Below are 18360 nucleotides of genomic sequence, written 5' to 3' on the forward strand. Positions count from 1 at the left end.
GACCAGGACGTTGATAGGTCAGGTGTGGAAGCGCAGTAATGCGTTAAGCTAACTGATACTAATTGCCCGTAAGGCTTGATCCTATAACAGGTGTGTGTCGGCAGCCGTTAGTGCTTTAGCACTTAGGGATGCCCCACCCTGCGCAGCGCGCAGGGTCTTATGTAGACACATGCGGTTGAGATCACGTGTTGTGCCTGAAACAACACAACCCCAATTCAGCAACACACACTCTTTACGCTTCTTCCCGATTGGCTGTGGCGCCAGATCCCGCAAGGATCCGTAGCGACGCAGCAACCCCTCATGCCTGATGACCATAGCGAGCTGGTCCCACCCCTTCCCATCCCGAACAGGACCGTGAAACAGCTCCACGCCGATGATAGTGCGGATTGCCCGTGTGAAAGTAGGTAATCGTCAGGCTCCTTATGCTGTACGTCCAGAACCCCGGTGTCTCCAAAAGAGAACCGGGGTTCTGGCGTTTACGCGCGTGGAAAATACGCGTCGCGCGCAGTGACGTACCGCGCCGTTTGCATGTGCCGCCAACTCGTACGCAGGAGGCCCGCGCCCTGCATATCTCGCGTGCGCGTCATCACGCCTCGCCTTTTCTAGCGCCGCCGCTTCCCCGTTCTCCAATCACTTCAATTCGTGCGCCCTCACTGCGCGCAACCACCTCGCCGAGCAGGTCGACGCAGGCGCGTTGCGCACCGCTCGTTGGGCGGACGAGATTAGCGCCTCAAGCTTCACGCGCGACTACAACAAACACGCATACGGAGTTTTGCAATGAAATACATCGGCACGCTTCGGGGACTCTGACTGCCTTCATCGCTTACGTCGATGGCGACTACGGCTGCGACGGCGACGACGCTACTGCTCGGGGCTCCGCGCCCGCCACGCCGCCGCTCTACCAGTGGACTGGTTATCGGCCGGAGGTCTACGACTACCTGAAGGGCGATATGGCGCCGCAAGAGCAGCTTGATGCGCTCGAAAAGTCGCTGCAGCAGATCCGCGCGAAGGGCAACACGCCGCCGCCGGGCTTCCACGCGCAAATGGGCTTGCTGTACGCGAACGTTGGCAACGACACGCAGGCCATGCAGGAATTCGATGCCGAGAAACATCTCTTCCCGGAATCGACGACTTACATGGACTTCCTCATGAAGAAGCCGAAACAACCTTAAGCGAGCGTACCGAAATGTCCAGATTCTCTTCCTTCAAGCTCTGGCTGGCCCTGTGCGCGCTCGCCATGCTGGCTGCCTGCGCGCAGCCGGCCAAAACCTCGACTACACGGCGTTCAAGAACGCACGGCCCCGCTCGATTCTCGTGCTGCCGCCCGACAATGAGACGACCGATGTGAACGCATCGAACAGCATGCTTTCGCAGATGACGATGCCGCTGGCCGAAGCCGGTTACTACGTGTTCCCGGTGGCGGTCATGGAGGAGACGTTCAAGCAGAACGGACTCACCACGGCGGGCGATATCCAGCAGACGCCCCCGGCGAAGCTGCGTGAAATTTTCGGCGCCGACGCAGTCGTGTATTCGAAGATCGCGCAATTCGGTACGCAATATCGCGTGCTGGCGAGCGCGACGGTCGTCACGGCATCGGCGAAGCTCGCCGATCTGAAAAACGGCGACGTACTCTGGCAAGGCTCGGCGACGGCCAACAGCGAAGAAGGCAGCAACAATGGCGGCGGCCTGATCGCCATGCTGGTCGTGGCGGCAATCAAGCAGGTCGCGAACTCGCTGACGGACAAGAGTCACGATATTGCTGGCATTACTAGCTATCGCCTGTTGCACGCAGGCCCGCCGACGGGCCTGCTCTATGGTCCGCATTCACCCAGATACGGCTCCGACTAAACGCCGTTCGCGTTTTACCAAACAAAAAGCCCGTCACTTACGTGACGGGCTTTTTCGTTCCAGCTCCAAGGGTGCTTAACGCTCCAGGAACGGACGCAGCTTGTCGGCGCGGCTCGGGTGCATCAGCTTGCGCATCGCCTTGCTTTCGATCTGGCGGATACGCTCGCGCGTCACGTCGAACTGCTTGCCCACTTCTTCGAGCGTGTGATCCGAAGTCGTGTCGATACCGTAACGCATACGCAGCACCTTGGCTTCGCGCGGCGACAGCGCCTTGAGCGCTTCGTCGATCGCGGCACGCATGTTCGCATGGATCGCTGCGTCGGCGGGCGAGCTCGACGACGCATCTTCGATCATGTCGCCAAGCGTTGCATCGCCGTCGTCACCGACCGGGCTTTCGAGCGAAACCGGCTGCTTGGCGATCTTGAGGATGCCGCGCACCTTTTCTTCCGTCATGCCCATGCGAGCGGCCAGATCGGCAGGATGAGCTTCCATGCCGGTCTGCTGCAGGATCTCGCGCGAGATGCGGTTCAGCTTGTTGATCGTTTCGATCATGTGCACCGGCACGCGGATCGTACGCGCCTGGTCGGCGAGCGCACGCGTCACGGCCTGACGCACCCACCACGTCGCGTACGTCGAGAACTTCCAGCCACGGCGGTATTCGAACTTGTCCACCGCCTTCATCAGGCCGATGTTGCCTTCCTGGATCAGGTCGAGGAACTGCATGCCGCGGTTCACGTACTTCTTCGCGATCGAGATCACCAGACGCAGGTTGGCCTTGACCATCTCGCCCTTGGCCTGACGCATCTTCGCTTCGGCAGCGGTCATGCGGCGGTTGATCGCCTTGATCTGCTGCAGCGAGAGCGAAGCGGCGGCTTCGATCTCAGCGAGCTTGCGCTGTTCGGCCTGGATGGCCGGCAGGCTACGCTCGATGGCGGGACCGTACTTGCTGGACGAAGCGGCAGCGCGAACGCCCCATTCGAGATCGGTTTCCTTGCCCGGGAACTGCTCGATGAACGCTTCGCGCGGCATACCGCAGCGGTCGACAACGATCGCCAGCACATTGCGCTCGATCGCGCGGATCGCAGCGACCTGCTCGTGCAGCAGCGTGCACAGACGGTCGATGGTGCGAGCCGTGAAGCGGATCGGTGCGAGTTCCTGCTGGATGTCCGCGCAGATCTGCATTTCGGCGGCCGTTGCGCGAGCATCGGTTTCCGTGGTGCAGGTCATCTGCTCGAACAGCGCACGCACGCGAGCGAAGATCGCCAGGCTGTCGGCCTTGAGCTGTGCGAGCTGGGCTTCGTTGGCCTTGGCGTTGTCCGCGTCGTCGCTGTCTTCGTCGCTGTCGTCCGACTCTTCTTCCGCAGCCTGGGCGTCGATCGTTTCGTCCGCGTCGGCTTCGACCGCTGCTGCTGCTGGCGCCGGCTCCTGCTCTGCGTCGCCGCTGCCGATGCCGTCGACGAGTTCGTCGATGCGCATTTCTTCCGCAGCGACGCGGTCGGCGTCGGCGAGAATCGTCGCGACGATCGACGGGCAAGCCGCGATCGCCTGGATCATTTCCTGGAGGCCGTCTTCGATGCGCTTGGCGACTTCGATTTCGCCTGCGCGCGTGAGCAGCTCGCTCGAACCCATTTCACGCATGTACATGCGGACCGGGTCGGTCGTGCGGCCGAATTCGGAGTCGACGGTCGACAGGGCAACTTCGACTTCCTCGTCGGCTTCGTCGTCGGCTTGCTGGTCTGCGCGTGCTTCGTCGTTCAGGAGCAGCGTGTCGGCGTCCGGCGCCTGCTCGTAGACCTGCACGCCCATGTCGTTGAACGTCGCGACGATGGTTTCCAGCGCGGCCGTCTGCGCGAAGTTGTCGGGAAGGTGGTCGTTGATGTCGGCGTGGGTCAGATAACCACGTTCGCGACCGAGCTTGATCAGCGCGCGCATCTGGTGCTGGCGCTTCTCAAGTTGCGACGAACCGTCCATTTGAGTCGTATCGCCGGTCTTGTCCTTGGATCCGCGGCGTGCGGTGCGGGTAGACGACGAGGCCAGCGCGTCTTCCCGGTCATGGCTAGTCAATACATTCTCCTCGAAAGGAATGCCCGGCGAGGGCAAAAAGGGTCACGCGCCAGCGGCGTGGCGTCCTGGCGATGACGAAATTGCAGGGGAATGGGCGGGGGCGCGTGCCGGCCCGCCGAGCGAGCGCCAAACGCACAAGGGCGTGGCGTCCTGGATTTTCGTGCAATGCAGAAAGATCGCGTATGGTAGTGCGTTACGCCACGTGAGGCAACCCGAATCGTCGCGCGGACGCACGGATCGGCCTTCGCAGGGTCGAAACGAATTGGATACGGGATCTGAATTGCGCCTTCAGGCGCTCCGCCTTCTCTCAAGCGCGAGATTCGACGCAATAACCGGCCAATGGTTCGCACGTTTTCCTTCAGTGGATAAACGGCCAGGCGGTGCCGCAGCAAAATTGCGTCGAAATGGCGCAGGGGCGCACGTGACGCGCTGCAATCGCTCCCCACTACGGCGTCTGCAACGCGACAACCTTCTATTATGAACGTATTTGGCTCCTTCTGCGTTGACTTCAACACAGGCGCCGGAATATTACGAAGGAAATTCTTCATATTGCGGCAATGCATCGGTGATTTCGAACCAGGGCGCCTTCGAGCCGACGAATAGATGGCCCTGCGGGCGGATCGCGGGGGCGTCGACAAGCGTGCCCATCGTCACATGGACCCAGGCGCCCTCGCGCACCACGGAATAAAGCAGCGAGCCGCAGCGCCGGCAATGGACATCATGGGCGGCGGCGACATTGCCGTAGATCGAGACTTCGCTCGCGCCCTTTTCGAGGCGCAGCCGTGCGCGCTCGATTCCGGCGAACGGCTTGAAGGCCGCGCCCGTCGCGCGCCGGCACTGTGAGCAATGGCAGTTGAAGGCGTAACCGAACGCGTCCTCGACCTCGTAGCGCACCGCGCCGCAAAGGCACTGGCCGCGCAACAGCAGACGGGTCTCTTCGATGGGCGTTGAGTGCATGGTGTTCGACGAGGGCGCTCAGAAAGCAAACAAAACGTCACGTACGGCGTGCCGCGACTTCCTCTTCTATATATAGACGCATCCAAGAAAATCGAGGGCAATGCGCATAGGTCCCCGCCGGAAGCGAAAGGTCACCGCTTATGGGAGCTTCCGGCCCGACTCTGGCTGATTTCTATGCAATGTCGGTGCGACAAGGCACACAGGCAAGCCCGTAAAGCGACTAAACCTGCCTTTTTCGCGTCTCTTGAGACCTTCGATGCGAACTCGATCCCAAATCCGGTTACCTCAAGACACTCCCCCGCTCAACCGGCCCGCTCCCGAAGCTCCTTGAGCCCCCTGATCACGACGAGCAGCGCGCGGCCGTGCTCTTCCGAGCCGTCCCATGCATCGACGATGGCATTGCGCAGCAGCTCGTTGTAGGCCGCGGCAGGCCGCGCCGCTGCCTTCATGCCGTAGAAACTGCATAGCTTGTTGAATGACGCGCTGCGCCGCAGCCTGCGCCCATTCGATAGCCGAAGCCGTGAAACGGTCGGTTGGCTGACCCCGGAAAGCCGCGCGATTTCGCTGGACGAGCGAGTGTCCGCCGCTAGCCGGCGCAACAGTTCCTGCACGGGGAAATGAGTGTCTGGGACTTCCATGTCATGCATTATATCTATACAGTAGCACTTATTGAATTGCTTGCCGCATAGGCAGGCACGGCGCATTTCGAGGAAGTCGATGGCACTGAAGCACCTACCGTCCACGTTCTGCTGGTCGAGGATCGGATCCGAAACGGGAGAGGATCTCCCGACGATCGTCCTGCGCAAGGAGTGGGAGCGTCGTCTGGGCGCGGGACGTTTTCTGTGGGGCATCAATCAGTCGCTCGGTAACAGCGCGCAGATCGCCGCGCTGCGCACGGGTTCGCTGCTCGCGCTGTTTTCGCCGGCGGCCAGCCGTGCGCGGATGGCCGATGTCCGGCGCGAAGACGCGTTCGTGTGGAACGCCTGGATGGATGCGAGCGGTCAGGTGCGCCAGTTGCCGCAGCATGCGTTCGTGACCAGCCGCACTCGCTTGCCGTCCGGCAAACTGCGTGACCATCACTACGCGCTGGTCTGCGCGTCGCCCACGGAACTCACGCTCGGCAGCAGCCTGCGCGTGCAGCCGGAGCGTCTGCGCAGCGTGAGCACGGCGAAGGCGCCGTGCGCCTCGCAAGGCACGGTGGTGGTGGATCGTGTGGATCGCCCGGGACACACGCCGCGCGCGGGCGTGGAGTTTGGCGCGAAGGGCTATCCGGTGGCGTTCGGCGTGGAACTGGAAGCGCCGTACTTCGTGAAACTGGTGCAGCCCACGCGCGTGAAGGCGCGCGATATGGCGAAACTGCACGAAGCGGTGCGCAACGCCGATTTCGACGCCTATGTCGAACTCACGAAGCGTCTGCGCAGCGAGGCGCTGGCGCAGCAAACGCGCGGCGTGACGAGCGATCTATTCGATCTGGTGGCGAAGGCGCGCGAATTGAGCGCCGCGTTTCAGGCGGAGAGCGAGGCGCAAGGCCCTGATCCGCTGCGCCGTGGTATCGAGCCGCAAATCATGCCGAGCTGCGGCGAGACGCACGAACTGTTTGCGCGCGACCTCTTCGATATGGCGGCTGACGAGCGCCCCGTCAGGTCCGCGCGACAATCAGCCAACCCGCAAGGTGATCCTCTACGTGCCGGCCGCCCGCGCGCGGCGTCACGCGAAGCGGACTGGACGCAACTGACGATGGAACTGGCTCAAGGCGATCTCTGGCCGCATCCTCAAAAACGCGCTCGCCCGACGTTTTCCTGAAAGTGAGCCAGGCCGCCCGTCGGCCTACTTCTGCGGCTCGACCTTGAGCCCCAGCGCCGCCGCCACCAGCGGCCAGCGCCCGGCGGCCTCCAGCCAGGCGTCCTGAGCCTGGACGTCGTAGTAGCGCTCGGCGTCGACGCCATCGACCAGACGTGCAAGCGCGTCGATATCGCCCGGCAGCAGCGGGCTGCGCCGCGTGCGTCCCGCGTTCCCCCAGAGTTTCAGCGCCATTTACTTGCCCTCCACCCAGACGCCGTCCGGCGTGTGGATCACATAGCCGGTTGGCGTGGTCATCGTCACGGTGCCCTCGTTCTCGCCCACCATGCGCGTCTGCGGCAGGTTCTGCGCGTACTGCGCGAGCGGTTGCGCACCCACTGCGAACGGGCTCTTCGCCACCAAATTCGCCAGCAGTTGCGCGAGCGCCAGATAGCTCGTCGGCTGATCGATCGTGACCGGGCCGCCTGCGTGCTCGGAGCCGGCAGGCAGACCCACGACCTTCACGCCCACCGGCACGTGGACGATATGCGGCGTCGGGATCTCGCGCATGCCGGCGATCTGGTTCTCTTCGCCGCGCAGCGCCGCGCCGTGCTCGGGCACGAACACGATCACCGCCTTGCGCCCGGACTGCGCGACCAGATCGATCAACTTGTCGACATCGCCGAGCAGCGTCTGCAGGCGGATCGGATACGACTCCAGGCTCGTCATCTTCGTGTTGGGCAGACGGTTGCCGTCGTGCATCGACACCGTGTTGTAGTAGAGCGCCGCCGGGCCGCCGCCCGCCGCGATGCGCTGCTTGTACCAGCGCGCGATCACGTCGTAGTCGTCGACCAGATTCGAGTTGTCGAACTCCTTCATGAACACCGGCAGACCGTCGTTGGACGGGATCGTCACGCCCGGCACGCCAATTTCCTTGAGCACGGTGCCGCGGAAGTCGTCGAAGCGGCCGTTGTGATTGAGCAGCGCGTTCGGCGTGTAGCCGGCTGCGGCCAGTTGCGCGAACAGATGGCATTCGGGCGGCGCGGGATCGTACAGCCCTTTGTGCGGCTCCTGCCCGCAGGTGGCGCGCAGCACGCGGATTGCGGCCGGGCCGCTATAGCTCGCGCCCGAGCTGAAGTTCTGGAAGATGTAGTCGAAGCGCGAGAACAGCGGGTTGTTGCGCGCCTTCACCACGTCCATGTCGTCCCACGAGAGGGAGCAGATATGCACGACGATGATGTCGAACTGCGCGCTCGCATCGCTCGTAATCGGCGTGAAATTCACGCGCCGGCCTTCTTCGTTGGCGCGGAACGCCGCGAGCTGCTGGTCGTAGCCGCCTGCCTGCTCGTTCTTCGGTTCGTTGGCGTTGCGGCCTTCGCTATCGCTACCATTGCTGCCGTCTGTGCCGTTCTGGGCCAGCGCGCTAGTGGCGTTCGCGACCAGCGTGCCCGCGCCCTGATACAGCGGCACGCCCACCAGCGCAATCAGCACCAGCGTCGTGACGCGGATCCAGCGGTTGATCAGGAAGTAGAGCAGCACCGCCAGCACGACCGCGACGATCGCCTTGAGCGAAACGAGCCGCCCCAGTAGCTCCAGCATGTAGGAGGGCGTGAAGGTGAGCAGCACCGGAATCTGCGAAATCGCCCGGCTGATCGGCGGCCAGCCCGACTCGTGATAGAAGAGCGCGATGCCCGCGAGCACCGCGAGCACATTGCGCGTGATGCGCAACCAGCGCAGATGCAGCGGCACGAGCAGCGCGATCGCGAACAGGATATTCAGCAGCCAGATGACCTGTAGTTTCCCGAGCGAGAAGAGGTACAGCTTGGCGGCGAAGTAGAGATTCCAGAGGCCCATGGTGTATCGCGTTCCAGCGTTATTGCGGCGTTTGTGCTGCGTTATGTGCTTCGTGATGGACTGCGTCGACTCGACGTTGCCGTGGCATCAGGGCTGGCGTGCCGGCTTGCCTCGTTCCTCGCGCCGCCGCATGAAGATGTTCTCCAGTGCGTCGAAGAAGGCGTCGGCCAGACGCAGGTAACCCTGCCAGCTCAGCAGGATCAGTTCGACCAGGCCGTTGAGCGGCGCGTCGTCGCGCGGCACGTCTTCCCATTCGAGCCAGGCGTCGGCGCGACCGAACGTGCATTCGACCAGCCGCCGCTCGCGCTCGATCGACATGTCCTCGAAGCGAATCCCCAGATGCCGGTCCGCAAGCCGCGCGACCACGGCGGGGAAATCGTGTTCGACCGCGCCACGCGAAAGGCACACGCTCACGCGCTCGCCGGCCGCGAGTTTTTCCTTGGCCGCCTCGACCGGCAGCACGAGCCCGAGACCGCCCATTGAATAGTTCTCGGTCTTGCAGGCGAGCGTGCGGCCATCGGGCAGCGTGAGCATGGCGGGCACGCGCAGCGGAATGCGGTGCGCCACGCGTACCTGGCGCGCTTCCTTGGCCACGCCCACGGCCAGCCCAAGCACCGTGAGATTCACGAAGGCCCAGAACAGGTTCATGCCGACCGTGGCGGGTTCGTCGGTTTGCCAGATCGTCAGCCGCGCGATGCCGCACAGCACCGCCACCACATTGATGCCCAGCAGCACGAGATACGGCGTGGAGATGGTCCAGTCGAGGTAATCCTCCTCGATATGACCGCCCTTGGACGTCACGTTGAACTTGCCCAGCTTCGGATTGACCACAGCGATCGTGGTGGGCAGCACGATGTACCAGGCTAGCACGCTTTCATAGGCTTCGGCCCAGAACGAATGCCGGTAGCGCCCCTGAATGCGCGAGTTGGCGATTGCGGCGGTCACGAGATAGGGCAGCACGTACGCGAGGATCACGGTCGCGGGTGTGTTGATGACGTGCAGTCCGAAATACAGAAACGCGCACGGCATCACGAGGAAGATCAGGCGCGGCAGCCCGTAGAAGAAGTGCAGCATGGCGTTGCTGTAGCACATGCGCTGGAAGAACGAGAGGCCCTTGCCCGTCCACGGATTGTCGAGCCGGAAAATCTGCGCCATGCCGCGCGCCCAGCGGATGCGCTGGCCGATATGGCTCGCGAGGCTTTCGGTGGCAAGGCCCGCGGCCTGCACCGTACGCAGATACGCCGAAGTGAAACCATTGCGATGCAGGCGCAGCGAGGTGTGCGCATCCTCGGTCACCGTTTCGGTCGCGATCCCGCCAATCGACTCCAGCGGGCCGCGCTTGATGATCGCGCAGGAGCCGCAGAAGAACGTGGCGTCCCAGAAGTCGTTGCCGTCCTGGATCAGGCCATAGAACAGGCTGCCTTCGTTCGGCACGCGGTGGAACGTGTCGAAGTTGCGCTCGAACGGATCGGGCGAGAAGAAGTGGTGCGGCGTCTGCACCATCGCGCATTTGGGATCGGCGAGGAAGGTGCCCACGGTGGTTTGCAGAAACGAGCGCGTGGGAATGTGGTCGCAGTCGAAGATCGCGATCAGCTCGCCCGAGGTGAGCTTGAGCGCGTGATTGATGTTGCCCGCCTTCGCATGCGTGTGTTCCTCGCGGCGGATATAGCCCACGCCCACATGCGCGGCGAAGTCGCGGAATTCGTCGCGGTCGCCGTCGTCGAGCAGATAGATGCGCAGCTTGTCGCGCGGCCAGTCGATCGTACTTGCCGCGAACACGGTCGGGCGCACCACCGAAAGCGGTTCGTTATACGTAGGAATGTAAATGTCGACGGTCGGCCAGTCGGCGGGATCGTCGGGCAGCGGCGAGGGCTTGCGGCGCAGCGGCCAGGCCGTCTGCACGTAGCCGAGCATCAGCACGACCCACGTATAGAGTTCGGCGGCAAACAGGATATAGCCGACGATGGCTTCGGCGGCGCTCGTCAGATGCAGCGTCTGGGTGGAGCGCCACCAGACGTAGCGGCCCGTCATGATGATCGACAGCATCACCATCAGCATGGTGGAGAGCCGTCCCGGCACGCGGCGCGCCAGCATTACGACCACCCAGACGAGGAAGAACAGCAGCACCTGGTCGCCTAGCGGCAGCGGCGTCGTGCAGATCGTGATCGCCGCGATAAAAGCGAGCCACAGCAGACACTGGCGCAGGAAGGGCACGCGGTCGAGCGCTTCGGAGAGCTTTTCCAGGCGCTCGCGGATGCCGTCCCAGTTGATCGAGGGCAGCCGTGCGGCGACGGCTGCGCTGGCGCGTTTGCCGCGCCGGTAGACGGGTTCGAGCTTGCGGTCGAGCCACACGCGCAGCGCGATGCGGTGCGGATGCGGCTGCTTGTGGAGCTTGCGCAGATCGGCGGCAAAACGCCGGCGGCCGCGGCGCGGGCGCAGGAACAGGCGCAAGAGCCACGCGCTCTTGCTGCGGTCGCGGCCCATGTTCAGGCGCGCGACGATATCGTCGCCGAGTGCGGCGAAAGCGATGGCGGGCCAGTCGCGCTTGCCGGGACGCGGCGGGCGGAAGAACAGGCGCAGCAGCCACTGGCCTAAACCGGCATCGGCGGCCACGCTCAGCTCGGGCGCGCTCACGCGGCGCAGGCCGCTCCAGAGCGCACTCCAGTAACGGGCCAGCGGATCGCTCACGTAGTCGGTCCAGAACGTCTGCACCCGGGCGCGGATCATCTTCTGCCTCCCGCGAAGCGGTCCGGCGGCGGCGGGCTCGCGCCTTCGGGCAGATCGCTGCGCAGCTCGGACAACGCGCCCGTTGCCCAGTGCGAGATCCACGAAGCGATGCCGTTCAGGTCGTGCGCGGCCTGCGAGCCGGGCGCGCTGAGGCAGAAGTTCGCGCCGCTGGCGAAGGCGTTCGGCACGCCCGTATCGGCGTGGACGATATACGGCAGCATCGCCGCGCCCAGGCGTGCGCGCAGCAACGCGATCAGGTCGGTGTGCAACTGGCGGGCGGGCACCACGTGGTTGGCGACAAAAGCGGTGCGCTTGCCTGCGCGCACCAGCGCCTCGGTGAAGCGCGGCAGTGTGGCGCACGCTGCGGCGTCGGGCGTGAGCACACCCAGCACGATATCGGCGGCTTCGATCGCCTGGCGCGCATGCGCCGAAGGCCAGGGCGCGGTGTCGATCAGCGCCAGCGTATTCGACGGCAGATCGACACGGGTGAGCAGCTCGCGCAGCCAACGGCGATTGGCGTCCAGACGCGCGCCGCCGTCGCCGTCGTCGCTGCTGTGGGTGGTGGGCTCGCCAGCGGCGCTGACGCTGCCCCACGGCAGCACCAGCACGCCGTCGTCGCTCTGCAGCGCGGCGCGGGCCCAGGCGTCGCTGGCGGGGTTCGGGTCGTAGAGCTGCGTGACGAGTCCTTCGCGCGCGCTCTCGCGCAGACCGAAGTGCATCGCCAGCACGTTGCGCGGATCGCATTCGATGGCGAGCGCCGTATGCGAGCGCGCGGCCAGCAGCCCTGCGAGCGAGGCGGCGAGCGTCGTGCGGCCCGCGCCGCCGACGGCGGAGACGATCGCGATGGTTTTCATGAACGTGGCTCCGCAAGAGTGGCCTGGGAGGCGGCTTGGGCGGGCGCGGGTGCGGCAGCGCGTGCGGCCGATGGGCGACGGATCACCAGATCCTTGCGGCGCTTGCCGCGGATCACGAGCGCGTCGAGCTGCTGCGGCAGCTCGAGCGGGCGCTGGCTCGCGGGCCTGGCCCAGTCGGGCAGATAGCGGCCCAGACGCAGGCGCCACGCGAGCCACCAGAGCGGCGCCGCGATGATGAGCCCCCAGATGAAGTAACCGAAGAAAATGTCCATATCAGCGGGACCCTTGAGCTTTGAGCGGCAGCACCGCGCGGCGCGGTTCGTCGCGCGGCGCGGCAGGCCGGGCGAGCGGCGCATGCGCGGCGTCGGAGAGCACGGGCAGGCCGGGCAGCGGCGTCAGCCCCGGCAAGGGCTTGCTCGCGGCGGCGGCGGCCGTATCGACGGGCGAGACTTCGCGCGGCGAGATATAGACGGGAATCTCGGGCGCGCCCGTGTGCTCCGCCACGGCGGGCGCAACAGGCGGCGTCTGCGCGGGCGCCGCGCCCTCCTGCGGCGCATTGAGCGCGAGCCAGCCTGAGTAATCGGGCGGCGTTTGCGCATCGATTTCGTCGGTGAGCGTTTCCAGCAGCGCGCCGATCGACTTCGCGTCGCCGCAGCGCTGCTCGCCCTGGAACAGCTCGGCGAGCGGTCGCAGGAACACGCGCTGGCAGACCGCATCGGCGTCGCCCAGACGGCACGCGAAGAAGAACACGTAAAGGCTGTCACCGGCGGCCGTCATGATGTCGCCCGCGCGCCGCTGATGGCAGGCCTTGAGCGCGTCCACGTGCGCCACTTCCGGCATCAGCGCGAGGCGGATCATCACGTTGGGCAACTGGATCACGCGGCTGCGCTCGACGGCGGCGCGCACCAGCTCGACGAAGTGGGTCGCGCTCACGTAGCCGCTTTCCTCGCCATGCATCACGGCGGCCAGCGCCTGGCGGTAGTCGGCGGGCATGGGACGCGAGAACACCTGGCCCTGCAGGCTTTCGACGATGGCTTCGCACTGCGAGAGCGTGGTGTTGCGCGGGATCACGCGGTTCGCGCCGAGGTTGAGCATGAGCGATTCGTAGCGCATCGCCACGCCGTCCTCGCGCACGATGATCTTGAGCGCGTTGCCGCATTGCAGGCGCAGCGTGTGGACGTGTTCCGCGAGCGCTTCGAGGTCGCGGCTCGCGCCGAAATCGAGAATCACGGTGGCGGCCACGGCGGTGCGCGCGGCGGTCAGCGCGGCCTCATTGTCGTCGACGACCTGCCAGGCGGGCGGCAGCACGCGTTCGTTGAGCACGGCGTCGCGCGAGACGATCACGCGGCCTTCGTCCGGCGCGAGCAGGCCCGCTTCGCCGATCGAATGCTGGAAGGTGCCGCCCGAAACCGTCAGCCGATGGTCGACCGCCGAGAAGCGCAGCGGCAAGGACTGGCTGCCCAGCACACTTTCACCCGAACGCCAGAACGCCACTTCCCAATGGAACTGGCCCTGCGTCTGCAGCAGTTGCGCTGCGCCCGCGAAGCGCGCCTGGAACGCGGCGAGCGCGGGCTGCACGTTATCTTCGCCCGCGCCCGGCAGCTCGGCGACCAGCAGCACGCCGTGGCGGTGCTGCGCGCACCAGCTGGCCAGTTGCGCGCCCTGGCGCACGAGCGCGGCGGCGTCGTGCCAGTCGAAAAACGCATCCGCGCCTTCGATGTAGAACTGGCTGGCGGGCGCGGCGCACTGGTTGGCGAGCGCTTCGAGCGCCTCGATCAGCACCTGCGCGCCGTCGCGGCCTGGGAGCGGCGTGAGCGAGCAGACATTGGCCCAGTGATGGGTGGCGTCGCGCCGGTCGACGTCGATGCCGTGCGCGCGCAGCGTCGCGGCGATATTCGCGCTGTCGCGCGTGGAGAGCACCGTGGCCGGGCCTTCGAGCGCGGCGGCGGCGGTTTCCCAGAACAGCGCGTCGCGCGCGGGCGACGCGCTGGCGTAGACGATGTGCACCTGGCCCACACCCAGCGCGGATAGCTCGGGCGGCAGGCCGTCGATTGCCAGCGGCTCGCGTTGCGAGAGACGCGCGAGCAGCGAGGCGCGCGGCTCGGCGCCTGCCTGTGCCTTGTTCGAGGCGGGATCGCGGGCGGGCTTGTTCATCGTGTCACTCCCGGCGCGGCCACGGTGATTGCCCGCCCGCAGACGGGAGGGGGAGCGAAATCCGGCAGCGCCTTGTCCATCGAAGTCTTCATACGATGCCTCAATATTCCGAGTATGGCCTGACCGGCGTCGGCGGGTAAGGCACCGGGCCATGCTGCGGCGAGAAGAAATAGCGCAGATACAGCAGGCCCACATTCGGCGCGTAGTCGCGCGAGCGGTCGAGCCGGAAGCGTCCGCCCACCGTGAAGTGCGGCGTCACGCGGTATTCGAGCGCGGCTTCGACCGCATAGCTGAAGCCGCCGCCCGAACCGCCGCCGAAATACGGCGAGCCGAGGCCATTGGCGGCCATGTAGGCGGCCGCTTCCGATTGCAGCGCGGCGTTGGTGGGGAAGTAGGCCGAGCGGTCCTCGTTGGTGAACGACACGCCCACGGAGCCGTCGATTTCCCACGAGAGCTTGTTGTAGCGTCCGGTCCAGTCGAGCGGAATGCCGAACGACAGGTAACTTTGCGGGCTGTAGTAACCGCCATTGCCGAAGGTGTAGAAGTGCTGGTTCTTCGAGTACTTCCAGAAGTTGATCGTGAGCCCGCTCGATACGTTCTGGTCGGGCCGCTGCCACACGGTCAGTCCGTAGCCGCTGCGGATGCGCAACTCCTGGTTGGTCTGCAGGTTCGAGCCGGTCAACAGGCCAAAGCCCACGCTCGCGAACACGGTGCCCGGCCCGAAGTCCTGCGCGCCGCGCACGCTCACGCTGTTGCGCACCACACCGCCCCAGGTTTCTCCGGTAACGGGGTCGCGCCCGCCCGCGTACGAAACGAGGCTGCTCGTCATCGCCCGCCGCGACAGGTCCACCGACAACGACGCATGCGGGAAATCGTAGCGATACAGCAGGCCGCCCAGCACGCTCGTGATCGGGAAGCCGATGGGCGTGGTGCCGATATCGGCGCGCCAGTTGGTGTTCGCGCGGTTGTACTCGTAGCCCGCCGCCAGCGCGACGCCGGTGGCCGTCTCGTTGACCGGGCTCAGGCCCGTATTGCCGAGCGCCGCGATCTTGCCGTATTGATACGAGCGCTCCAGATCGTCGGCGGGCAGCGTGCCCGCGTTCAGATAGACGGTATCGGCGTGGAAGAAATAGTGGCCGGTGTAGCCGTCCGGAATGCGCACGTAGAGCGGCACTTCGGTGGCGTGCAGCTCCGAAATGCCAGAGTCGCCCGAGAGATTCGACTGATACCACTCGGTGGCGATCTGCCCTTGCTTGCGATCCTCCAGACCTTGCAGCGCGCGCGCCGCCGAAGTCAGCCCATCGGACGGATCGGGTTGCTCGCCTTCGGCCTGCTCCTGCTGTTGCGAGGTGCGATAGAGGCTGGCGGCTTCGTTGTAATCGCCGCGCGACTGCGCCACGCGCCCGGCCTGGGTCGTGATGTCCGAGCGATCGGGATAGCGTGCGCGTAGCGGATCGACCACGTCCTGCGCATCCTGATTGAGCCCCTGCGCCGTGAAGCGCCGCGCCACCGCAAGGCGTGTATCGACATCGTCTTCGGGGGTATCGGCCAGCACGTCGCGCACCAGTTGCGCGGCCTGGGCGTTGCGGCCCATGCGCTCGTATTGGCGCGCAATCGTCAGGCGCGCATCGGGATCGTTGGGCTGGGTCGCCAGCACCTTCTGCGCGGACGCCATCGCGCCCTTGTAGTCGCCGCGCGCTTCGAGCAGATCGGCTTCTTCGAGCAGCCAGCGGCGGTTCGATTTGAGCCGGTCCGGCACGGCGTCGAGCGTGCGCTGCGCGCTGCGCAGCTCGCCTGCCGCGATCTGGCGGTCGGTCGCGCGCACGGCCAGGCGCAATTCCTGATCGTCGAGGCTCGCGCGCTGATCGTCGGTGATGCCTGGCTGCGCGCGCGTTGCATCGATCCATTTGGCCCAGTCGTCATCGCGATTGGCCGCGCCGAGCAACTCGCCGTAGCGCACGCGCGCGCCATTCGCGCCTTCGTCGTTCGGGTGCGCCGCGAGCCAGTCCTGCACCAGCTTGAGCCCCTTGTCGGTTTCGCCGATGGCGATCCATTCGCGCCCCACCGAGGCCAGCATCTGCGGATCGTTGGCCGCCGTGGCGCTGTGCGCCGCTGCATCCAGCGCGGCGCGCGCTTCTTCGTCCTTGCCCTGTGCGATGAGCTGGCGGGCCTGCGCGAGCAGCTTCTGCGCCTTGAGGTTGCCCATCAGTTCGCGCATGCCGTCGCTGCGCTGCCCATCCGCAACCGCATCGAGCTGTGCGCTCGCGCCGTCCACGTCGTCCACCGAATTCAGATAGAGCGCGGTGGCGTAATGCATGTCCGGCGCCTGCGAAACCTTCAGGCCGTCTTCCATTACCTGACGGCCGAGCGCGGGCAGGCCCAGATCGCGATACTGGCGCGCGAGCGTGAAGCGCGTCCAGGCGTCGTCGGGCGTGAGGCGCACGGCCTCTTCGAGCCTGGTGATGGCCGGGCTCCTGTGATTTTCGGCCAGCAACTGATCGGCCTGGATCGACAGCAGATCGGCGCGCAGACGTTTGAGTTCGGTATCGGAACCGGTGAGACGCGGCGCGGTGGCGGTGATGAGCGGATCGATCTCGCTGTCGCGATGGGTTTCGCGCAACACCGTCACCAGGCTGCGCAGCGCATCCATGTCGGGCTTTTTCGACTCGACGAGCGGACGCAGCAGCGCTTCGGCCTCGCTCCACTTCTTTTGCGCGATCAGCGAATCGGCGAGGATGCGCGTGGCGTCGCTATTGCCCGGATCGAGCTTGAGCGCCTCACGCGCGAGCTTCTCGCCTTCTTCCGGCTTGCCTTGCGCGTTCGCCGTGCGGGCGCGGCCAATCGTGCCCCAGATGGCCGCTGTCTTTTCGAGGCTGCGCCACTTGCCGGCGTTGTCGGGATCGAGCTTGAGCGCGCGTGCAAACAGTTCGCGCGCCTCGTCCTGGCGGCCTTCGCGCATGCGCACGAGACCGAGTGAGCCGATCGTTTCACCGTCATTGGGGGCGGCGCGCTGCGCGGTTTCGAACGACGCTTCGGCGTCCTTGAGGTCGCCGCGCTGGAGTTGCGCGAGACCGCGATTGCGTGCCGCCGCGCCGGGACCGGCGCGACGCGGGCTGGCGCTGCCGCCACCGCCGCTGCCGCCGCGCGAGGCGACGATAACCGGTTTGCCGCTGGCCGCCGCAGCATTGGCCTGGGCCACGGCTTTCGGGCCGAGCTTCTTCGCCAGATCGGCGACGGTCTGCTGGGTGTCGGTATCGTCGGGCACTTCCTGCAGATAGCGCAGATACCAGACGTAGTAAGCCGGATCGTCGCGTCCCGCGCCGCCGAGCGCACGCCGCCACAGTTCCAGTGCCTGGGCGCGGTTGCTGTCCTGACGCTGATACACGCCATAGATCAGGTTCAGCCCTTCCATGCGCGTGCTGGCGCGGTCGGTGAGCATATCGCCGAGCATCAGTGCGCTGGCGCTGTCGCCGGGGTTCTGCTTCAGGCGCGCGCGCAGTTCGCTAAGGACCTGCACGCGGCCCGCGTCCGTGCCCGCGATGATGCGGTAATAGTCGCGCGCCAGATCGCCGCGCGGCGCGCCGTTCGGGAACAGCTTCTTCATGCGCGCGGCGGCTTCGTCGGACTTGCCCGCGCTCGACAGTAGATGGATCTGCGCGAGTTCGTTCTTGTCGCTGGTCGCCACGCGGTAGGCGTCCGACAGCTCCTGGGTCGCGGGCGCGTTGGGGGCGATTCTCTTGAGCTGGACCAGAACCTTCGCGGCTTCGGCCGTGTGGTTCATGCGCAATTCGATTTCGCCTTTGAGCGCGAGCGAATCGGGTTGCTGCGGATCGAACAGCAGCGCTTTTTCCACGAGGCTTTGCGCGACGTCGGGACGGTTCTTCCCCATCCACATGCGCGCGGCCGAGAGCAGTTGCGCCGCCTGCACCGAGGGCGCACCCGCATACGTCGGCGGCGGCGCCTGATGCGTGCTCTGGACGTTCTGAACGTTCTGTGCGCGCGCAACGAACGGCGACGCCGCGATCAGCAGCGCGAGCAGCGACGACACGCGCGGCATCGAGCGCGCGCGCAGGCGGGCGCAGCGGGAGGGGCCAGCTGAAGCGCCGGTTACAGCGCCACGAGG

Annotated in this window: 11 protein-coding genes, 2 rRNA genes and 2 pseudogenes; 5 read left to right on the forward strand and 10 right to left on the reverse strand. The window is 65.8% G+C overall.

Going from position 1 to position 18360, the window contains the following annotated elements:
- From F4827_RS09805 to F4827_RS09820, 4 genes and pseudogenes are all read left to right on the forward strand, one after another.
- Positions 1–83: ribosomal RNA gene (locus F4827_RS09805) — 23S ribosomal RNA — on the forward strand; the annotation flags it as partial.
- A gap of 220 nt (positions 84–303) precedes the next feature.
- Positions 304–417: ribosomal RNA gene (gene rrf / locus F4827_RS09810) — 5S ribosomal RNA — on the forward strand.
- A gap of 414 nt (positions 418–831) precedes the next feature.
- A pseudogene (locus tag F4827_RS35800) lies at positions 832–1172 on the forward strand (DUF4810 domain-containing protein).
- A gap of 14 nt (positions 1173–1186) precedes the next feature.
- A pseudogene (locus F4827_RS09820) lies at positions 1187–1848 on the forward strand (DUF799 domain-containing protein).
- 75 nt (positions 1849–1923) lie between these two features.
- Here the strand turns inward: F4827_RS09820 and rpoD are convergent.
- From rpoD to F4827_RS09835, 3 genes are all read right to left on the reverse strand, one after another.
- On the reverse strand, positions 1924–3912 hold the full coding sequence (gene rpoD, locus F4827_RS09825; protein WP_183724028.1) for an RNA polymerase sigma factor RpoD: 1989 nt from the start codon (positions 3910–3912) through the stop codon (positions 1924–1926).
- 528 nt (positions 3913–4440) lie between these two features.
- Positions 4441–4869, reverse strand: a complete 429-nt coding sequence (locus F4827_RS09830; RefSeq protein ID WP_183724027.1) for a GFA family protein — start codon at positions 4867–4869, stop codon at positions 4441–4443.
- Between the two features lie 302 nt (positions 4870–5171).
- Complete coding sequence (locus F4827_RS09835; protein WP_183724026.1) at positions 5172–5507, reverse strand: XRE family transcriptional regulator; 336 nt, start codon at positions 5505–5507, stop codon at positions 5172–5174.
- A 79-nt stretch (positions 5508–5586) separates the two neighbouring features.
- Here F4827_RS09835 and F4827_RS09840 point away from each other — a divergent pair, with 79 nt between their 5' ends.
- Positions 5587–6672: a hypothetical protein gene (locus tag F4827_RS09840; protein ID WP_183724025.1), complete on the forward strand. Its 1086-nt coding sequence runs from the start codon at positions 5587–5589 to the stop codon at positions 6670–6672.
- A gap of 24 nt (positions 6673–6696) precedes the next feature.
- Here F4827_RS09840 and bcsR read toward each other — a convergent pair whose 3' ends face one another.
- From bcsR to F4827_RS09875, 7 genes are all read right to left on the reverse strand, one after another.
- On the reverse strand, positions 6697–6903 hold the full coding sequence (gene bcsR, locus F4827_RS09845) for a BcsR/BcsP family cellulose biosynthesis protein (RefSeq protein ID WP_183724024.1): 207 nt from the start codon (positions 6901–6903) through the stop codon (positions 6697–6699).
- Positions 6904–8502 (reverse strand): cellulose biosynthesis protein BcsG, encoded by a 1599-nt coding sequence (bcsG, locus tag F4827_RS09850; RefSeq protein ID WP_183724023.1) that lies wholly within the window; start codon positions 8500–8502, stop codon positions 6904–6906.
- A gap of 87 nt (positions 8503–8589) precedes the next feature.
- Positions 8590–11229 carry a UDP-forming cellulose synthase catalytic subunit gene (bcsA, locus tag F4827_RS09855; RefSeq protein ID WP_183724022.1) on the reverse strand — a complete coding sequence of 880 codons (2640 nt, stop codon included), beginning with the start codon at positions 11227–11229 and terminating at the stop codon, positions 8590–8592.
- Entirely contained in the window at positions 11226–12083 is an 858-nt protein-coding gene (gene bcsQ / locus F4827_RS09860; RefSeq protein ID WP_183724021.1) for a cellulose biosynthesis protein BcsQ, read from the reverse strand. The genes bcsA and bcsQ overlap by 4 nt, the downstream gene beginning before the upstream one ends.
- On the reverse strand, positions 12080–12355 hold the full coding sequence (locus tag F4827_RS09865; RefSeq protein ID WP_183724055.1) for a hypothetical protein: 276 nt from the start codon (positions 12353–12355) through the stop codon (positions 12080–12082). Before F4827_RS09865 ends, bcsQ begins: the two co-directional genes overlap by 4 nt.
- Before the next feature lies 1 nt (position 12356).
- A complete protein-coding gene (gene bcsE / locus F4827_RS09870; RefSeq protein WP_183724020.1) occupies positions 12357–14237 on the reverse strand; it encodes a cellulose biosynthesis protein BcsE in 1881 nt (626 codons plus the stop codon).
- Between the two features lie 100 nt (positions 14238–14337).
- Complete coding sequence (locus F4827_RS09875) at positions 14338–18294, reverse strand: cellulose synthase subunit BcsC-related outer membrane protein (RefSeq protein WP_183724053.1); 3957 nt, start codon at positions 18292–18294, stop codon at positions 14338–14340.
- Between the last annotated feature and the right edge of the window lie 66 nt (positions 18295–18360).

It is taken from the genome of Paraburkholderia bannensis (assembly GCF_014200455.1).
In the GTDB taxonomy this organism is placed as follows: Bacteria; Pseudomonadota; Gammaproteobacteria; order Burkholderiales; family Burkholderiaceae; genus Paraburkholderia; species Paraburkholderia bannensis_A.

Excerpts from the sequence above, each read along its gene's own strand:
- bcsQ (WP_183724021.1), bottom strand. The coding sequence starts at position 12,083 with ATGAAAACCATCGCGATCGTCTCCGCCGTCGGCGGCGCGGGCCGCACG.
- bcsA (WP_183724022.1), bottom strand. The coding sequence starts at position 11,229 with ATGATCCGCGCCCGGGTGCAGACGTTCTGGACCGACTACGTGAGCGAT.
- F4827_RS09840 (WP_183724025.1), top strand. The coding sequence starts at position 5,587 with ATGGCACTGAAGCACCTACCGTCCACGTTCTGCTGGTCGAGGATCGGA.
- F4827_RS09865 (WP_183724055.1), bottom strand. The coding sequence starts at position 12,355 with ATGGACATTTTCTTCGGTTACTTCATCTGGGGGCTCATCATCGCGGCG.
- bcsE (WP_183724020.1), bottom strand. The coding sequence starts at position 14,237 with ATGAACAAGCCCGCCCGCGATCCCGCCTCGAACAAGGCACAGGCAGGC.
- bcsR (WP_183724024.1), bottom strand. The coding sequence starts at position 6,903 with ATGGCGCTGAAACTCTGGGGGAACGCGGGACGCACGCGGCGCAGCCCG.
- bcsG (WP_183724023.1), bottom strand. The coding sequence starts at position 8,502 with ATGGGCCTCTGGAATCTCTACTTCGCCGCCAAGCTGTACCTCTTCTCG.
- F4827_RS09835 (WP_183724026.1), bottom strand. The coding sequence starts at position 5,507 with ATGGAAGTCCCAGACACTCATTTCCCCGTGCAGGAACTGTTGCGCCGG.
- F4827_RS09875 (WP_183724053.1), bottom strand. The coding sequence starts at position 18,294 with ATGCCGCGCGTGTCGTCGCTGCTCGCGCTGCTGATCGCGGCGTCGCCG.
- F4827_RS09830 (WP_183724027.1), bottom strand. The coding sequence starts at position 4,869 with ATGCACTCAACGCCCATCGAAGAGACCCGTCTGCTGTTGCGCGGCCAG.